We start from the raw sequence: 16,383 nt of genomic DNA on the forward strand, positions 1-16,383 counted from the left end.
TGCGCCGTGGTCACCCGCGTCTCCCTCCTGCGTGCCCCGGCGCCGCGGCGGCCTCTGCTGTTCCCGGCATCCGGGGCCGTGTCGTATCCGGGGACCCGGTGCCCGTTCGAACAGCCCTACTTGCGGGTCGGATCGTCCTTGCGGCCCGACTCGTCGCAACCCAGCGCCGCGAGCAGTTCGGCAGGCCGCCGCGTGCTCACCAGCCAGTAGGGTGTCGGATCCTCCGGGTCGTCGAGCACGACGAGCGCCATGGTCCGCACCCAGGGACGGTGCTGGACGAACGCCGCCGGATCGAGCTGGCGGCCCATCGCGGCGCTCTTGGCCGACGCCGGAACCACCACACCCCGCGAGATCACGTCGACGGGCAGATGTGCGCGACCGACGACGAGTTCGCCGTCGACCACCTCGACCCGGCTGCGTGAGAGCCAGGTCAGGACCCAGATCGGGACCGGGAGCAGAAGGACGTAGGGAAGCCACGCGTACATCCCCGGGGCACCCATGTGCAGCTCGGCCGCGAGCAGGGCGGCCACACCGAGCCCGATCGGCCACCACCACCACGGCACCCACATCCGCTCCGAGAAGGTCGGAGCGTCGGCCGTCGGAGGTGTAGTCGGTGAGGTGCGCGAGGAACGGGACACACCGTAAGGATAGTCGCCTCGGCGGAGCGACCCGGCACGCGAGTAGTCTCGGACGACGTGACCGATCTTCCCCCCATACCGCTGCGCCGGCTCGATCCGGAGCTCCCCGTGCCCACTCGTGCCCACCCCGGTGACGCCGGTGTGGACCTGTGCACGTCGGTCGACGTGACCCTCGGCCCGGGGGAGCGGGCGCTCGTCGGCACCGGCATCGCCGTCGCGCTGCCCGTGGGCACGGTCGGCCTGATCCACCCGCGTTCGGGCCTCGCCGCCAAGTTCGGTCTGTCCGTCGTGAACACTCCCGGGACGGTCGACGCGGGCTACCGTGGAGAGATCAAGGTGTGTCTGATCAACCACGACACCGAGCGCGCCGTCGAACTCCGCCGAGGCGACCGCATCGCGCAGCTGCTCGTCCAGCGTGTCGAACTCGTCGAATTCGTCGAAGTGGACGAGCTCGACGACACGGCGCGGGGCAGCGGCGGATACGGATCGAGCGGCGGGCACGCCGGCCTCGTGAAGGAGGGTTCCTGACATGTTCGGACGACGCCGCAAGGACCGCGGGTCGAACATCGAGGCGACCGACGCCGCTTCCGCCGGCGACCTCGGCGCGTACGACGAGCCCGCCGACGAGGAGTACGACGAGTACGCCACCGGAAGTGCGGCCGATTCCGGCCCGTACGACATCGACGAGGTCGACGAGGAGACGGTGACCGCCTCCCGTCTCGACCTCGGATCCGTGCTCGTACCGCTGCCGGCCGGTGGTCAGATCCAGGTCGAGATGGCTCCGAACGGGACGCCGCAGAACGTCCATCTCGTGACCCAGTTCGGGCGCATCACGGTCTCCGCGTACGCCGCACCGAAGTCGCCGGGACAGTGGCGTGAGGTCGCCGCCGAGCTCGCGGAGACGCTGCGCAACGACAAGGCCGAGGTCAGCATCGAATCGGGGCCGTGGGGTCGCGAACTGCACGGCAGGACCGCGAACGCGGATCTCCGGTTCATCGGTGTCGACGGCTTCCGCTGGATGATCCGCTGCGTCGTCGCGGCGCCCTCGGGGAACACCGGAGCCGACTCCGAACTCGTCGGGATCGCACGGTCGGTGATCTCCGGCACCGTCGTCCGTCGCGGATCCGAACCCCATCCGGTGCGTACACCGCTGCCGATCGTGTTGCCCGAGGCACTCACCCGCCAGCTCGTCGCGGCGCAGGAGCAGCAACAGCAGGCCGCCGCGCAGCAGCAACAGCAGCCCGCTCCGCGGACGGCCCCGCCGGAACAGCCCGCCCAGCAGACGCAGCAGGTCCCGCCCGCCCGGCAGACGCCGCCGCGCCGCGGCGAATCCGGTTCGGCGATGCAGCAACTCGGTTTCTGAGGCCGGTACCGATCATCGGTTCGGGACGGGGACGATCCTGTCGAGCGCGGCGAGGCACAACCTCCCGAGCACGGAGGGGTCGTCCCCGACCTGTTCGAGTGTCACCGTCGCGAGTTCCGCGTGAGGGATCTCCCGCGACCATTGCCGCCCCACTGCGAGCGGATGAACCGCGTCGTCCACCGCGGCGGCGATACCGACCGGCACGGTCACGGCACGCAGTTCGTCGACGTCGAGTGCCCGGTAGTGTGCGGCCTCGTCCAGCGCGGACGGGAGATCGGGCCACTGGGCGCTCCACGAACGCGTCAATTCCCGGGCGAGCCAGGGCGGACTCGACGCCGTCATCGCAGCGGTGACCGTATCGAGCCCGTGGGCGCGCAGTTCGGAGGCCGTCCACCGCGCGCTCGCGGCGGCCGGCGCCTCCCGCGGATCGCCGGTCCATGCAGGTAGGGCAGCGAGGACGCCGACGACCCGGTCCGGATTGTCGTATGCCCACCTCAACGCGACGGCTGCACCGATCGACACCCCTCCGACGAGGATCGGCCCGTTCTCGGCCGCCTCGTCGAGCGCGGTGAGATAGCTCGCCACCACACCGCGCGGATCCGGATCGACGGCGATCGGGATGATGCTCCGCCGTCGGAGTTCGGCGCCGAACGCCTTCTCGGCGAAGCATGCGTCCGAACCCGTGCCGGGAAGCACGACCGCGGTGCCGGCGGTCGGGGGGACCGGGGATTCGCTGTGGGACATGCGGACGATCCTGCACCATCGAACTCCGGAGACCGCGCTCACCTGCCCGCACAGCAGGACGACCGACGGCTGCACGCGCGTGTGCACCGTGCAACTTGTATCCGGCGAGAATGGGTCTACAGTGGCGGGCGAAGAAGAGTCCGGTGGCGCGAGATCCGTGCCCCTTCCGTACAGGAGCGTGTTATGGCTTCCCCGGCCGGCTACCTGCGTCGGCTCACACGGCGGCTCACCGAGGACATCGAAGAACTCGATGCCGAGCAGATGGCCGAATCCTCGCACTCCACGGGCGCCCTACCCGTCGTCGAATGCGCCCGCGGTCAGGAAGTGACCATGTACGGACGTCTTCGCAGTGTCGAGTCGTGTTCGCGTGCCGCTGCCGCCGTCGTCGAGGCGGAGTTCTTCGACGGGACCGACTCGATCCAGCTCGTGTGGATCGGTCGTCGGCGCATTCCGGGGATCGAGCCCGGGCGTACGTTGATGGTCCGCGGTCGTGTCGGCGAACGCGACGGACGCAAGGTGATCTACAACCCCTACTACGAGCTGCGCGAGCCCGCCTGACCTCTGTGCGCGCGAAGTGGTGCCCCTGGTGCACGCAGGGTCGTACCCCTGTGCCGGATGTGGCAGGCTCGTAGGAGTGAGCGACACCAACCAGCAGACGATGCTCGAACAACTCGGTGGGATCAGCGGGTTGGTCTATTCGACGCTGCCGGTGCTGGTGTTCGTCCCCGTCAACAGCCTGTGGGGCCTCACCGTCGCCATCTGGTCCGCGCTGGGCGTCGCCCTCGCGGTGCTCGTGTGGCGCCTGATCCAGCGCACCCCGATCCAGCCCGCGATCTCGGGCTTCTTCGGAGTCGCCCTGTGTGCCTTCATCGCTCATCGCACCGGCGACGCGAAGGGATACTTCCTCTTCGGGATCTACGCGAGCCTGGTCTACGGGGGCGCATTCCTGTTGTCCGTGCTCGTCCGCAGACCGCTCGTGGGCGTGATCTGGGGGATGCTCAACGGCCAGGGATCGCGGTGGCGTTCGCATACCACCGCGGTGCGCGCCTACGACGTCGCGACCCTCGCGTGGACCCTGGTCTTCCTCGGTCGCTATCTCGTGCAGAACCACCTCTACGACGAGGACCGCACCGGCTGGCTCGCGGTGGCCCGGATCGGCATGGGCTGGCCGCTTACTGCTCTTGCCCTGCTCGTGACCCTCTGGGCGGTCCGGCGTGCCGACCGCATCGTCGAACCCGCGCCCTCGGAGACGGTCGGTGACGCGCCGGCCGACGATCCGGCGACGGACGACGGGCTGTCGAACAAGCCCCGCGACGAGCACGGCACGCACGACGGGCAGCCTCGGCTCCCCGGTCGGCACCGGCTCCGCGACTAGCTGGCTATAGGTCCTGTCAATCCTTCGTGGTGACGTGCGGTAGCGCCGTCCGAGCGGCGGACGTGGTGAGATAGCGCGGTGTGACCGGAGGCATCGACGCCGGATCGGGGTGCCGAAGCGCCCACGCTGACGTATGCGACCTCGCCGGAGGTGGGTCATCTGGCGTCGTTCGGGCTGCTGTAGTGGCGAAGGGCCGGGTGCCAAGCTAGTCACGGCGTAACCGCTGGGCGGTCCGCCATAGCGGCATCGGCATCGAGTCCGGTCCCTTCACCCCCTCCAGCGTGACACCCCCGGTCGGGCTTCGGGAAGGGGCAGCGCTCTCGGGTCCTTTCTCCAGGTCGACGTCGGCTGGTGTCTCATGGTCAGGACCAGCAGGTGGTGTCGTAGTCGTTGTGGTCACGTGTCATTGCGTAGGCGATGCGGTTGGCGCGGTGGGCCAGAGCGCAGGCGATGATCCCGCCGTGCTTGCCCCGGGCCCTCAGGCCGGCGGCATAGGCCTTCGCGGTGGGTTCGGCCTGCCACAACCCCACTCCGAGGTCGATCAGTGCCCGCCGTAGCGTGACGCTGCCTTCGCGGCTGATCCCTCCGTCGCGACGATGACCGGCAGATTCGTACTGCATCGGCGACAATCCCGACGCTCGGTAGATCTGCCGTGGCCCCGGCCACCGCTGTGGATCTCCGAGTGCGGCACCGTAGTTCGCGACGCGGACCACACCCCATCCGGGGGCGGTGGTCAACGTGGCGAAGGGAGTCCGTGGTAGCAGGGCGGCCAGTTCGGCCTCGGCCGCGGTGATCTGGGTGTCGAGATCGGTCAGCAACGCCAGATCCGCGGTCAGGATCCGGCGAGCGATCACCGCGTCGCTGGTGGGCAACGCCTCGCGGGCGGCGGTGATCAGACGCTCCGCCAGCGGGCGCTGCACCCGCAGGCCCCGATGCGCGGCGAAGCGGATCAGCCGGCTCGATCCGAGGGTGGCCAGGCGGGCCGGGTCGCTGAACTCGGCCGCGACCAGACGGCCGATTCTGGTGCCCAGTACGTCCGGCAGTGCCCGGGTCAGGCCGGGAAAGGCCCGGTCGAGTTGGCCGAGGAGCTGGTTCTTCGTCGCGGTGCGGGTGGTGACCCGCCGCATCCGGTGGGTCGCCCAAGCGGTGAGCTCACCGAGCACCCGATCGGGGTGGGTGACCGGTTGTCCTTGGCCGGTCAGGAGCAGGTCGGTGATTGCGTCGAGGTCGATGGCATCGGTCTTGATCCGACGGCGGCCGTGGATGCGGCGTTGTTCGCCGACCCGGGCGGGATTGAGTTCGAGGATCTCCCATCCCGCAGGCCAGCCAGGGTAGTCGAGCATCGGTCGGTGGTAGTGGCCGGCGGCTTCGATACCGATCTTGACCTGCGGTGACGGTGGGAAACTCTGGGTGAGTCGGTCTACGAGCAGCCTCAGGTCGGAGCGGGTCATGGCGATGTCGACCGGCCCGAACAGGCGGTGGCGGCCGGTGTCGGTCGCCGAGACCGATGCGGTGGTCTTGCCGACGTCGACGGCAACAACGATCGTGGACGGTGTGACTGGAGCGGCATGCACAGGCACGACGAACACCTCCGGAGGGTGTGTCAGCGAGGAGCGGAGCGTCCGAACGCTCGACTCCTTCGGAACGGGAACTACGACATTCCCTTCCTGACACCTCCGGAGGTGTTTGTGAAGGACTGACTCAACTCATATCAGCGGTTCACCGCCTGCCGGAGATCGTCCTCGACGTCCTCCGCCGTGACGAACAGCAGTTCGTCCCCGCCCTCGAGCGGATCGTCCGGCTGAGGGACGATCACCCGCCCGCCGCGCAGGATCGCCACGAGTGCCGTATCGCGCGGCAGTTCCAGTTTCCGGACCGGTTTCCCGGCGAGGGCGGTGGTGTCGCGCAGGGTGACCTCCACCAGGTTCGCGCCCTTGCGCAGCGTCATCAGCCGCACCAGATCGCCCACGGTGACGGCTTCCTCGACCAGCGCCGCGAGCATGCGCGGTGTGGACACCGCGACGTCCACACCCCACGATTCGTCGAACAGCCACTCGTTGCGCGGATCGTTGACGCGGGCTACGACCCGTGGAACACCGAACTCGGTGGTCGCGAGCAGGCTGAGGACCAGGTTGGCCTTGTCGTCGCCCGTCGCCGCGATCACGACGTCGTACTGCTCGAGTCCGGTGGATTCGAGCGAGCTGAGTTCGCAGGCATCGGCGTGTACCCACGTCGCGTCCGGCACGGACTCGGGTTCTACGTGGTCGAGTTTGCGCTCGATGAGCATCACCTCGTGGGCGTTGCGCAGCAGTTCCCGCGCTATCGAGCGCCCCACCGCTCCGGCGCCGGCGATCGCCACCTTCATGTGGGCTTCCTCTCGGGTGGACGGGTCAGTTCTCGTCGACCGGCGGGTTCTCGGCGTGTGTGATCGCCTCCGAGACCGAACCGGACACGGCCGCGATATAGACGGAGTCGTCGGCCTGCAGCACCGTCCTGCGGTCGGGCAGCAACCCGGTGCCGAACCGGATCAGGAACGCGACGCGCGAACCCGTGGCATCCTCGAGGTCGGTGACGCGTCGTCCGACCCACCCCTCGTGCACGTTCACCTCGGCGATGGCGACGGATCCGGTGGGATCGCGCCAGCGGGCGGTCTCGCTGTCGTGCGTGAGCGCATGCAGGAAACGGTCGGTGGTCCACGGCACGGTCGCCACGGTGGGGATGCCGAGCCGCTCGTACGCGGCGGCCCGCTTGGCGTCGTAGATTCTCGCGACGACGCGTTCGACGCCGAAGGTCTCGCGGGCCACGCGCGTCGAGATGATGTTCGAGTTGTCGCCGGACGAGACCGCCGCGAAGGCGTCGGCGTGTTCGATGCCGGCAGAGATCAGGACGTCGCGGTCGAAGCCCATGCCGAGCACGGTGCGCCCGGGGAAGTCCGGGCCGAGTCGTCCGAACGCGCTCTCATCGCGGTCGATGACCGCGACCTCGTGGCCGAGCCGGACGAGTGCGGTGGCCACCGCCGAACCGACCCGACCGCACCCCATCACCACCACGTACACCCCAGTGGACTCCGTTCCGGTCGATCTTTCCGAGACGGACCGCTGTGGACCGCCGATCCGAACGGTACCGCGTGACGATCTTCGAGAGGTCGTGACCCGGCCGAGGGGTACTTCGGGGCCGGAACCGCATAGGCTTTGCGCGTGTCCAAGCTTTCCACCGCGGCGAAGCGGCTCGTGCTGGGTCGCCCCTTCCGCAGCGACACTCTCGGGCACGAGTTGCTGCCCAAGCGCACCGCACTGCCGGTCTTCGCCTCCGACGCGCTGTCGTCGGTCGCCTACGCACCCGAGGAGATCTTCCTCGTCCTCTCCGTCGCGGGGTTGTCCGCCTACGCCTTCTCGCCGTGGATCGGACTCGCTGTCGCTTTCGTGCTCGTGATCGTGGTCGCCGGCTACCGCCAGACCGTGCGCGCCTACCCGTCCGGCGGCGGCGACTACGAGGTCGCCACGAAGAATCTCGGGCCCACGGCAGGGCTGACCGTCGGCAGTGCGCTGCTCGTCGACTACGTCCTGACGGTCGCGGTGTCGCTGTCGTCCGCGGCGGCGACGGTCGGATCGGCCGTCCCGTTCGTCGCCCGGCACAAGGTGCTCTTCGTCGTCGTCGCGATCGTGCTGCTCACCGCGGTGAATCTGCGCGGACTCCGGCGCGCCGGCCGGGCGTTCGCCGTGCTCACCTACACCTTCGTGGGCTGCATGCTGGTGATGCTCGGGGCCGGGATGTTCCGGATCTTCGTCCTCGGCGACGACCTGCGTGCGGAGTCGGCGGACTTCGAACTCGTCGCCGAGCAGACGGATCTGACCGCGCTCGCCTTCGTCCTCCTACTCGCGCGCGCCTTCTCGTCCGGTTGCGCGGCGCTAACGGGTGTCGAGGCGATCAGCACGGGGGTGCCGGCCTTCAAGAAGCCGAAGGCACGCAACGCCGCGACGACCCTGCTGGTGCTCGGTGGCATCGCCGTCACGCTGTTCCTCGGGGTGGTCTTCCTCGCCGAGCGGCTCGGTGTGGTGGTGGCCGAGCATCCCGACACCCAGCTGCGCGGTGCACCCGAGGGTTACGAGCAGAAGACGCTGCTCTCCCAGCTGGCGCACACCGTCTTCGAGGGGGTGCCGGCCGCGTTCGTCCTGATCACGATCGTCACCGCCGTGATCCTCGTGCTCGCCGCCAACACGGCCTTCAACGGATTCCCGGTGCTCGGTTCGGTTCTCGCGCAGAACCGTTACCTGCCGCGCCAGTTCCACACCCGCGGCGACCGGCTCGCCTTCAGCAACGGCATCCTCTTCCTCGCCGGGATCGCCGTCGTCTTCGTGTGGGTCTTCGAGGCCGAGGTCACCCGGCTCATCCAGCTGTACATCGTGGGTGTGTTCGTCGCGTTCAGCCTGGGGCAGGCCGGCATGGTGCGGCACTGGACGCGGGAACTGAGCACCGAGACGGATCCGTCGGCGCTGGGCCGCATGGCGCGGTCGCGGCTGATCAACGGCGTCGGGTGCGTCTCCACGTCGGTGGTGCTGCTGGTCGTGCTGACGGGCAAGTTCGTCGCCGGGGCGTGGATCGCAGTGGTGACCATGGTCGTCGCGTTCGGGCTCATGAAGGCGATCCGGCACCACTACGACACGGTCGCCGCCGAACTCGAGAGGGCGGACTGGGACGGGGTGCTGCCCAGCCGCACCCATTCGATCGTGCTCGTCTCGACCTTGCACCTGCCCACGATGCGCGCCCTCGCCTACGCGCGGGCGACCCGCCCCGACACCCTCGAGGCGATCACCGTGAACGTCGACGACGAGAGCACCCGGCGTCTCGTACTCGAATGGGAGAAGAGCGATCTCACCGTGCCGTTGAAGGTCGTCGAGTCGCCCTACCGGGAGATCACGCGGCCCGTCCTCGACTACGTCCGCCGGGTGCGGCGCGATTCTCCCCGCGACGTCGTGACCGTCTTCATCCCCGAGTACGTGGTGGGGCACTGGTGGGAGCAACTGCTCCACAACCAGAGCGCCCTGCGGCTCAAGAGCCGGCTCCTCTTCCAGCCGGGGGTGATGGTGACGAGTGTGCCCTGGCAACTGCGCTCGTCCGCGGACGCCGGTGCGGTGGGGCGGGCCGCCCCCAACGGGCAGGATCGACAGTTGGACAACGAGGAGGAACCGCGGTGAATCGTCAGGCACACCCGCGTACGGATTGGTCCGGCCGGAGGATCGAGGTGATCCTCGGCAATCCCGCCCACGGTGGTGCGTGTGTCGCGCGGTTCGAGGGGCGCGTCGTGTTCGTGCGGCACGGACTGCCGGGGGAGCGTGTCTTCGCTCGGGTCACCGAGGATCGGGGCGGGTCGTTCTGCTTCGCCGACGTGGAGGACGTGCTCGAGGCGTCCGAGGACCGCGTCGATCGGGTCTGCCCGATCTCCGGTCCGGGAGGGGCGGGTTGCTGCGACCTCGCGCACATGACCGTCGAGGCGCAACGCCGTTTCACGGGCGCGGTGGTGGCCGAGCAGCTGCGCCGGCTCGGTGGGGTGGACCGCGAGGTGACCGTCGAGGAGGTGCCGGGCGGTGCGTCCAACGGCACCCTGTGGCGCACCCGGGTCCGGCTCGCGGTGGACGTGGTGGGGAACCCGGGATACCGCCGGTACCGCAGCAACGAGGTCGTCCCGGAACTGGCGTGCCCGCAGATCGATCCGCACGCCTACGTCGGCCTCACCGATCGTGTGTGGCAGCCGGGAGCGGAGCTGCAGGTCGTACTCGACGCGGACGGCCGGCGGCACGTGGTGGAGATCGCACCTCCGGTCCTCTCGGGTGGTGCGCGACGGCAGGGCCGGCGCGGCGCGGCGTCGCGGCGGGCGGCGGTGAACGCACGCCGTCCGGAGAAGGTGATCGAAGGCTCGGGACGTGTGGTCGAGCGGGTCGGCGGACGCGAGTGGCGGTTGGCGCCGACCGGTTTCTGGCAGGCCCACCGCGGTGCCGCGTCGACCTATTCGGCTGCGGTGGCCGACTGGGCGCAGACCTCGGAGGGTGCGACGGCATGGGATCTGTACGGCGGAGTGGGGGTCTTCGCGGCCGTGCTCGCAGAGCAGGTCGGTCCGTCCGGTCGGGTGGTGTCGGTCGAGTCGTCGAAGACCGCCGTGGACGACGGGATCGAGGCGCTCGCCGACCTCGGCCGGGTGTCCTTCCGTCACGGGCGCGTGGAGCGGGTGATTCCCGATCTGCCGGCTCCCGAGGTGGTCGTCCTCGACCCGCCGCGGGCGGGGGCGGGCAAGGACGTGGTGGTCGCCGTGGCCGCAGCGGGACCGCGCCGGATCGTCCACGTGGGCTGCGATCCCGCGTCCTTCGGTCGTGACGTGGGGCTGTACCGGGACCACGGATTCGAGTTGGCGGACGTCCGGGCCTTCGCGGCGTTCCCCTCCACCCATCACGTGGAGTGCATCGGACTGTTCACCCGTTGAACCGGGTTCCCGTCGCACCCGCTCGGGGCGAGGTGTGACGAGGGCCGCATCCAATAGTTGGTGTGACGTGAAAAGAGATTGCTTGTAGTACGCAACTAATCTGTATAGTTGCATGACGTAATCAATTAGTTCACTCCGACGGAGGTTCGCTGTGCCGGAAAAGGCTCAGGCCCACGAACTCGCCGACGCCATCTTCATGTTCGGTCGCACGCTGCGCGGTGCACTCGTGCACCACGACACCGATGTGCTTCCTTCCGCGCTCGTCGCGGTGCTGTTCGTGCTCGCACGGATGGGGGAGTGCCGGCCCAGCGAGCTCGCCGTCGAAATGTGCGTCAGCCAGTCGTCGTTGAGCAGACAGATCGCCGAACTCGTCGAGCGAGGCCTCGTGGATCGACATCCCGATCCCGACGATCGTCGTGCTCATCGGGTGAGTTGTTCGGTCGCGGGTATCGAGATCCTCGACATCGTGAAGAAGCGCCGGACCGAACGGCTCTCCGCAGAACTCTCGGACTGGCACGAGGACGAGATCGCAGGCGCCATCACGACGCTCGAACGTCTCACCTCCTCCCTGGCTCCGCTCGTCATCGATACTCGAAGGACCAATTCATGACCACAGTCTCCGGACAGGGAGCGCAGCCGGATGCTCCGGCAGCCGAGGAGCAGATGACGCACCGCGAGATCCTCGTCGTGCTGTCGGGCCTCCTCGCCGCCCTCTTCACGGCGCTGCTGAGCAGCACCATCGTCTCGACCGCCCTGCCGACGATCATCGCGGATCTGAACGGCACGCAGACCCAGTACGCCTGGGTCATCACGACGGCGCTGCTGGCGAACGCCGCGTCGACGCCCATCTGGGGCAAGTTCGCCGACCTGTTCAACAAGAAGCTGCTCGTCCAGCTCGGGATCCTGGTCTTCGTGATCGGCTCGGTCCTGGCCGGTATCGCGCACAACGTGCCGGTCCTGCTCGCCGCCCGCGTGATCCAGGGCATCGGCATGGGTGGTCTGACCGCTCTCGTCGTCGCGATCATCGGCAGCATCATCCCGCCCCGCCAGCGTGGCCGGTACTCCGGCTACATGGGCGCCGTCATGGCCGTCGCCATGTCGGGTGGACCCGTGCTCGGTGGTGTCATCGTCGACCTCCTCGGCTGGCGCTGGTGCTTCTACGTCTGCGTTCCGATCGCCGTTGTCGCGCTGATCCTGCTGCAGCGCACGCTGCATGTCACGACCGTCCGCAAGGAGAACGTGAGCATCGACTGGTTCGGCGCCACGCTCATCACCGCCGCGGTGAGCGTCCTGCTCGTCTGGGTGTCCTTCGCCGGCAAGGCCGGCTACTACGAGTGGATCTCGGTCGAGTCCGCCCTGTACGTCGGTGCCGGCATCGTCCTGCTCGTCGCGACGTTGATCGTCGAGACGAAGGTCGCCGATCCGATCATCCCGCTGAAGATCGTCACCGAACGCACCACCGGTCTCGCGATCATCGCGTCCGTGGCTGTCGGTATCGGTCTGTTCGGCGCCACCACCTTCCTCGGCCAGTACTTCCAGACCTCGCGGGCCTACAGCCCGACGGTCGCCGGTCTGCTCACCATCCCGATGGTCGCCGGCACGCTCGTCTCGTCGATGCTCTCCGGTGGGCTCATCACGCGCTTCGGCAAGTGGAAGGGCTTCCTGATCGGCGGCGCGATCCTGCAGATGGTCGGTTTCGGCCTGCTCGGCACGGTCGACCACCTCACCTCGCTCACGCTGATCAGCGTGTACATCGCGATCGTGGGTCTGGGCACCGGCATGCTGATGCAGAACCTCGTCCTCGCCGTGCAGAACACCGTGAGCGTGCGCAACATCGGCGCCGCAAGCAGCTCGGTCGCCTTCTTCCGCACCTTCGGTGGTGCGATCGGTGTGTCGGTGCTCGGTTCGATCCTCGCGTCCCGTGTCGCGACGATCTCCGCCGACGGTCTCGCGAAGCTCGGTGTGGACACCTCCGGCGGCGGATCGGGTGGAAGCCTCGACTTCTCCCAGCTGCCCGAGCCGGTGGCCGAAGTCATCCGTGCCGCCTACGGCGACGCGACGGCGACCCTCTTCCTCGTGGCGGCGGCGTTCGCGGTCGTTACCCTGGTGGCAGTGGTGCTGATCCCGAACCAGGCGTTGCGCACCACCATCGACCTCGTCGAGGAGAAGTCGCCGGCCGATCGCGCCGACATCTCCTCGTGAGGGTGACCTCGCTCACCGGCGGACGATCCGTCCGCCGGTGACCAGGAGATCACGCGGAAGCGAGGCGGTGGCGGGAGACGCTCCGTTCCCGCGCTCCGTAGACTGAGGAAATCACTCGCGCGACGAGCGTGAGGCACGAGCCGGAGGGAGCTGTTCCAGTTGGGTGTTCTGTCCCGCATCCAGTCGCCCGACGATCTACGTCGACTCTCTCCTGTTGAGCTCACCGAGCTCGCGGGGGAGATCCGGGAATTCCTGGTCGAGAAGGTCGCGGCGACCGGCGGTCATCTCGGTCCCAATCTCGGCGTCGTCGAGCTGACCATCGCTCTGCACCGGGTGTTCGATTCGCCACGCGATCCGATCCTCTTCGACACCGGTCACCAGGCCTACGTCCACAAGATCCTCACCGGTCGTCGCGACGAGTTCGACGGTCTCCGGCAGAAAGGCGGGTTGTCCGGCTACCCGTGCCGCGCGGAGAGCGAACACGACTGGATCGAGTCGTCGCACGCCTCGGCGGCCCTGTCGTACGCCGACGGACTCGCCAAGGCCTATTCGCTGTCCGGACAGTCCGATCGGACCGTGGTGGCCGTGGTGGGCGACGGCGCGCTGACCGGCGGTATGTGCTGGGAGGCGCTCAACAACATCGCCGCCGGGCAGAACCGTTCGATGGTGATCGTCGTCAACGACAACGGCCGCTCCTACGCGCCCACGATCGGCGGTCTCGCCGAGCACCTCGCGGCGCTGCGCCTCAAGCCCGGCTACGAGAAGGTGCTCGACAACAGTCGGCGCATCGTCAAGCGGATCCCCTGGATCGGCTCGGCGGCCTACTCGGTGCTGCACGGCATGAAGGCCGGTGTGAAGGACGCGGTCAGCCCGCAGGTGCTCTTCACCGATCTGGGCATCAAGTATCTCGGCCCGGTCGACGGGCACGACGAGCAGGCGATGGAATCGGCGCTGCGTCGCGCGAAGGCGTACGGCGGTCCGGTCCTCGTCCACGCCGTCACCCGCAAGGGAGCGGGCTACGCGCCCGCCGAGAACCACCTCGCCGATCAGATGCACGCCACCGGCGTGATGGATCCGCGCACGGGCCGGGCGAAGTCCGCCTCCGCTCCCGACTGGACGTCGGTCTTCTCCGACGAACTCATCGCGCTGGGGGAGAAGCGGGAGGACGTCGTGGCGATCACCGCCGCGATGCCCGGACCGACCGGCCTCGCCAAGTTCGGCGAACGGTTCCCCGAGCGCACCTTCGACGTCGGCATTGCCGAACAGCACGCGGTGACGTCGGCGGCGGGTCTCGCGCTCGGCGGAATGCATCCCGTCGTCGCCGTCTACTCGACCTTCCTCAACCGCGCCTTCGACCAGTTGCTCATGGACGTCGCACTGCTTCGGCAGCCGGTCACCGTGGTGCTCGACCGGGCGGGCGTCACGGGTTCCGACGGGGCCAGTCACAACGGCATGTGGGATCTGTCCCTGCTGGGAATCGTTCCCGGCATCCGGGTCGCCGCTCCGCGCGACGGGGCGACGCTGCGAGAGGAGCTCGGTGAGGCGCTCGACGTCTCCGACGGCCCGACCGTCCTCCGGTTCCCCAAAGGCTCGGTGGGAGAAGACATCCCGGCGATCGAGCGTCTCGACGGCACGGTCGACGTGCTGCGGATGCCGCCGTCGCGGTGCGGCGACGCACTGATCGTCGCGGTCGGCGCCTTCGCCGGTCTCGCGCTCGACGTCGCCGATCGTCTTTCCAGGCATGGCATCGACGCCGCGGTCGTCGACCCGCGATGGGTGTTCCCCGTGCCCGACGCGGTGGTCGACCTCGCACGCGGCTTCCGGATCGTCGTCACAATCGAGGACAGCGGCCTCCACGGTGGTGTCGGCTCGGCAGTCTCCGCCGCGTTGCGCCGCAACGGCGTCGACGTGCCCGCCCGCGATCTCGGGGTGCCGCAGAAGTTCCTCGATCACGCCTCCCGCAACGAGATCCACGCCGAACTCGGTCTGACTGCCCAGGACGTGGCGCGTCAGGTCACCGGCTGGGTCGCCGGCCTCGACAGCGAACCCGAGGAGCGATCGCGACCGTCGGCGGTCGAGCAGTCCGACCGCGAAGCGGGCTGAGTCCGACCGACGCAGGTGAGCAAACGCCAGGGGCGGTATCCGGTGATCCGGATACCGCCCCTGGCGTCTGTATCGGCTAGCTCTGCATCTCCTCGAGTTCCATGCCCTTGGTCTCGGGGATCTTGGCCTTGACGAAGAAGAACGACAGCAGGGCGAAGAACGCGAACAGTCCGTACAGGAACCACAGACCGACCGCGGAGGTGAGTGGTGGGAACGCCAGTGTCACCGTGAAATTCGCGATCCAGTTGGCGGCGGTGCTGATACCGAGGGCCACCGCGCGCATGCGGTTCGGGAACATCTCGCCGAGCATCACCCACATGATCGGACCCCAGGTGGCGGCGAAGAAGATCACGAAGGCGTTCGCGCCGACGAGGGCGAGCGCACCCCACGGTGCCGGAAGTTCGACGTCCTCACCGCTGCCGACCGCCTGCGAGAAGGCGATCGCGGCGAGCAGCAGGCTGACGAACATGCCGATCGAACCGGTCATCAACAGCGGACGGCGACCGATCTTGTCGACGAACAGGATCGCGACGAACGTCATGACCACGTTGATCACGGCGGTGATCACCGAGGTCGTGAACGACTGGTTCTCGGTGAAGCCCACCGACTTCCACAGTGTCGTCGAGTAGTAGAAGATCGCGTTGATACCGACGAACTGCTGGAAGACGGCCATCGTGATGCCGACCCACACCAGCGGCTGCAGACCGAAGACCGGGCCGCGGATGTCGCCGAAGGACGCCTTCGACTCGCGTCGCAGCGTCAGCCGGATCTCGCGGACACGCTCGTCGGGCCGGAGCTCGCCCGTGACGTTGGCCAGGACGGCCGCAGCCTCTTCGTCCATGTCCTTGCCGACGAGATAACGGGGGGACTCCGGGATCGTCAGCGCCAGTACACCGTAGAGGACGGCAGGCGCGACGCCGACGAGGAACATCCACCGCCAGGCCTCGAGATTCCACCACAGCTCGTTCGACGCTCCACCGGCGGCGTTCTGCAGCACCGCGTCGGACAGCAGGGCCGCGAAGATGCCGAGAGTGATGGCGAGCTGCTGCAGTGATGCGAGGGCGCCACGGTAGCGAGCGGGTGCGATCTCGGAGATGTAGGTCGGTGCGATGACCGACGCGATACCGATGCCGAGGCCGCCGAGCACACGCCACAGCATGAGATCGGGAACGCTGAAGGCCAGACCGGACCCGATCGACGAGATGACGAACAGGGCGGAGCCGAGGAGCATCACCCGCTTGCGGCCCCAACTGTCGGCGAGGCGTCCGGCGAACCACGCGCCGACGGCACAACCGAGCAGGGCGATGGCGACGGCGAAACCGGTCACGAACGAACTGAGCGCGAAGTTGTCCTGGATGGAGTCGACGGCGCCGTTGATGACCGAGCTGTCGAAGCCGAACAGGAAACCGCCCACGGCCGCCGCGACGGTCACGGCGATGACTTTCGCGGCGTGTGCGGTCGATGGTTGGGTCACCGAGGAACT

The 16,383-nt window shown here is 68.5% G+C and carries 15 protein-coding genes; 9 read left to right on the forward strand and 6 right to left on the reverse strand.

The genetic code is table 11. The annotated features are described in order from the left end of the window. Positions 1-116: 116 nt before the first annotated feature. Positions 117-569, reverse strand: coding sequence for a DUF3093 domain-containing protein (locus BO226_RS06510; RefSeq protein ID WP_006551347.1), 453 nt, complete (start codon positions 567-569; stop codon positions 117-119). 126 nt (positions 570-695) lie between these two features. Here BO226_RS06510 and dut point away from each other — a divergent pair, with 126 nt between their 5' ends. Both dut and BO226_RS06520 read left to right on the forward strand, forming a co-directional pair. Next, positions 696-1,166, forward strand: a complete 471-nt coding sequence (gene dut / locus BO226_RS06515; RefSeq protein ID WP_006551348.1) for a dUTP diphosphatase — start codon at positions 696-698, stop codon at positions 1,164-1,166. Position 1,167: 1 nt separating this feature from the next. After that, positions 1,168-2,001, forward strand: a complete 834-nt coding sequence (locus BO226_RS06520; protein ID WP_071934840.1) for a DUF3710 domain-containing protein — start codon at positions 1,168-1,170, stop codon at positions 1,999-2,001. A gap of 12 nt (positions 2,002-2,013) precedes the next feature. Here the strand turns inward: BO226_RS06520 and BO226_RS06525 are convergent, their stop codons facing one another. Further along, positions 2,014-2,745, reverse strand: a complete 732-nt coding sequence (locus BO226_RS06525; protein ID WP_063714178.1) for an alpha/beta fold hydrolase — start codon at positions 2,743-2,745, stop codon at positions 2,014-2,016. A 183-nt stretch (positions 2,746-2,928) separates the two neighbouring features. Between BO226_RS06525 and BO226_RS06530 the strand changes: the two genes are divergently transcribed. Both BO226_RS06530 and BO226_RS06535 read left to right on the forward strand, forming a co-directional pair. Next, a complete protein-coding gene (locus tag BO226_RS06530) occupies positions 2,929-3,303 on the forward strand; it encodes an OB-fold nucleic acid binding domain-containing protein (RefSeq protein ID WP_006551351.1) in 375 nt (124 codons plus the stop codon). 76 nt (positions 3,304-3,379) lie between these two features. Beyond that, positions 3,380-4,120, forward strand: coding sequence for a DUF3159 domain-containing protein (locus BO226_RS06535; RefSeq protein ID WP_006551352.1), 741 nt, complete (start codon positions 3,380-3,382; stop codon positions 4,118-4,120). A gap of 362 nt (positions 4,121-4,482) precedes the next feature. Here the strand turns inward: BO226_RS06535 and BO226_RS06540 are convergent, their stop codons facing one another. The 3 genes from BO226_RS06540 to BO226_RS06550 all read right to left on the reverse strand — a co-directional run bounded on the left by BO226_RS06540 (position 4,483) and on the right by BO226_RS06550 (position 7,176). After that, entirely contained in the window at positions 4,483-5,700 is a 1,218-nt protein-coding gene (locus BO226_RS06540; protein WP_071936372.1) for an IS110 family transposase, read from the reverse strand. 131 nt (positions 5,701-5,831) lie between these two features. Next, positions 5,832-6,485, reverse strand: coding sequence for a potassium channel family protein (locus BO226_RS06545; RefSeq protein ID WP_016694461.1), 654 nt, complete (start codon positions 6,483-6,485; stop codon positions 5,832-5,834). A 25-nt stretch (positions 6,486-6,510) separates the two neighbouring features. Next, positions 6,511-7,176, reverse strand: coding sequence for a potassium channel family protein (locus BO226_RS06550; protein ID WP_006551354.1), 666 nt, complete (start codon positions 7,174-7,176; stop codon positions 6,511-6,513). A 141-nt stretch (positions 7,177-7,317) separates the two neighbouring features. On the opposite strand from BO226_RS06550, the gene BO226_RS06555 reads away from it, so the two are divergent. The 5 genes from BO226_RS06555 (at position 7,318) to dxs (ending at position 14,900) form a co-directional block, all read left to right on the forward strand. Next, entirely contained in the window at positions 7,318-9,315 is a 1,998-nt protein-coding gene (locus BO226_RS06555) for an APC family permease (RefSeq protein ID WP_071934841.1), read from the forward strand. Then, complete coding sequence (locus BO226_RS06560; protein WP_071934842.1) at positions 9,312-10,595, forward strand: class I SAM-dependent RNA methyltransferase; 1,284 nt, start codon at positions 9,312-9,314, stop codon at positions 10,593-10,595. The genes BO226_RS06555 and BO226_RS06560 overlap by 4 nt, the downstream gene beginning before the upstream one ends. Before the next feature lie 151 nt (positions 10,596-10,746). After that, complete coding sequence (locus BO226_RS06565) at positions 10,747-11,205, forward strand: MarR family winged helix-turn-helix transcriptional regulator (protein ID WP_006551357.1); 459 nt, start codon at positions 10,747-10,749, stop codon at positions 11,203-11,205. After that, positions 11,202-12,797 carry an MDR family MFS transporter gene (locus BO226_RS06570; RefSeq protein ID WP_006551358.1) on the forward strand — a complete coding sequence of 532 codons (1,596 nt, stop codon included), beginning with the start codon at positions 11,202-11,204 and terminating at the stop codon, positions 12,795-12,797. The genes BO226_RS06565 and BO226_RS06570 overlap by 4 nt, the downstream gene beginning before the upstream one ends. A 159-nt stretch (positions 12,798-12,956) precedes the next feature. Beyond that, on the forward strand, positions 12,957-14,900 hold the full coding sequence (gene dxs / locus BO226_RS06575; RefSeq protein ID WP_071934843.1) for a 1-deoxy-D-xylulose-5-phosphate synthase: 1,944 nt from the start codon (positions 12,957-12,959) through the stop codon (positions 14,898-14,900). A 76-nt stretch (positions 14,901-14,976) separates the two neighbouring features. Here the strand turns inward: dxs and BO226_RS06580 are convergent, their stop codons facing one another. Next, entirely contained in the window at positions 14,977-16,374 is a 1,398-nt protein-coding gene (locus BO226_RS06580) for a sugar porter family MFS transporter (RefSeq protein WP_024100730.1), read from the reverse strand. Positions 16,375-16,383: the final 9 nt, after the last annotated feature.

It is taken from the genome of Rhodococcus sp. 2G, assembly GCF_001886355.1.
Lineage (GTDB): Bacteria > Actinomycetota > Actinomycetes > Mycobacteriales > Mycobacteriaceae > Rhodococcus > Rhodococcus pyridinivorans.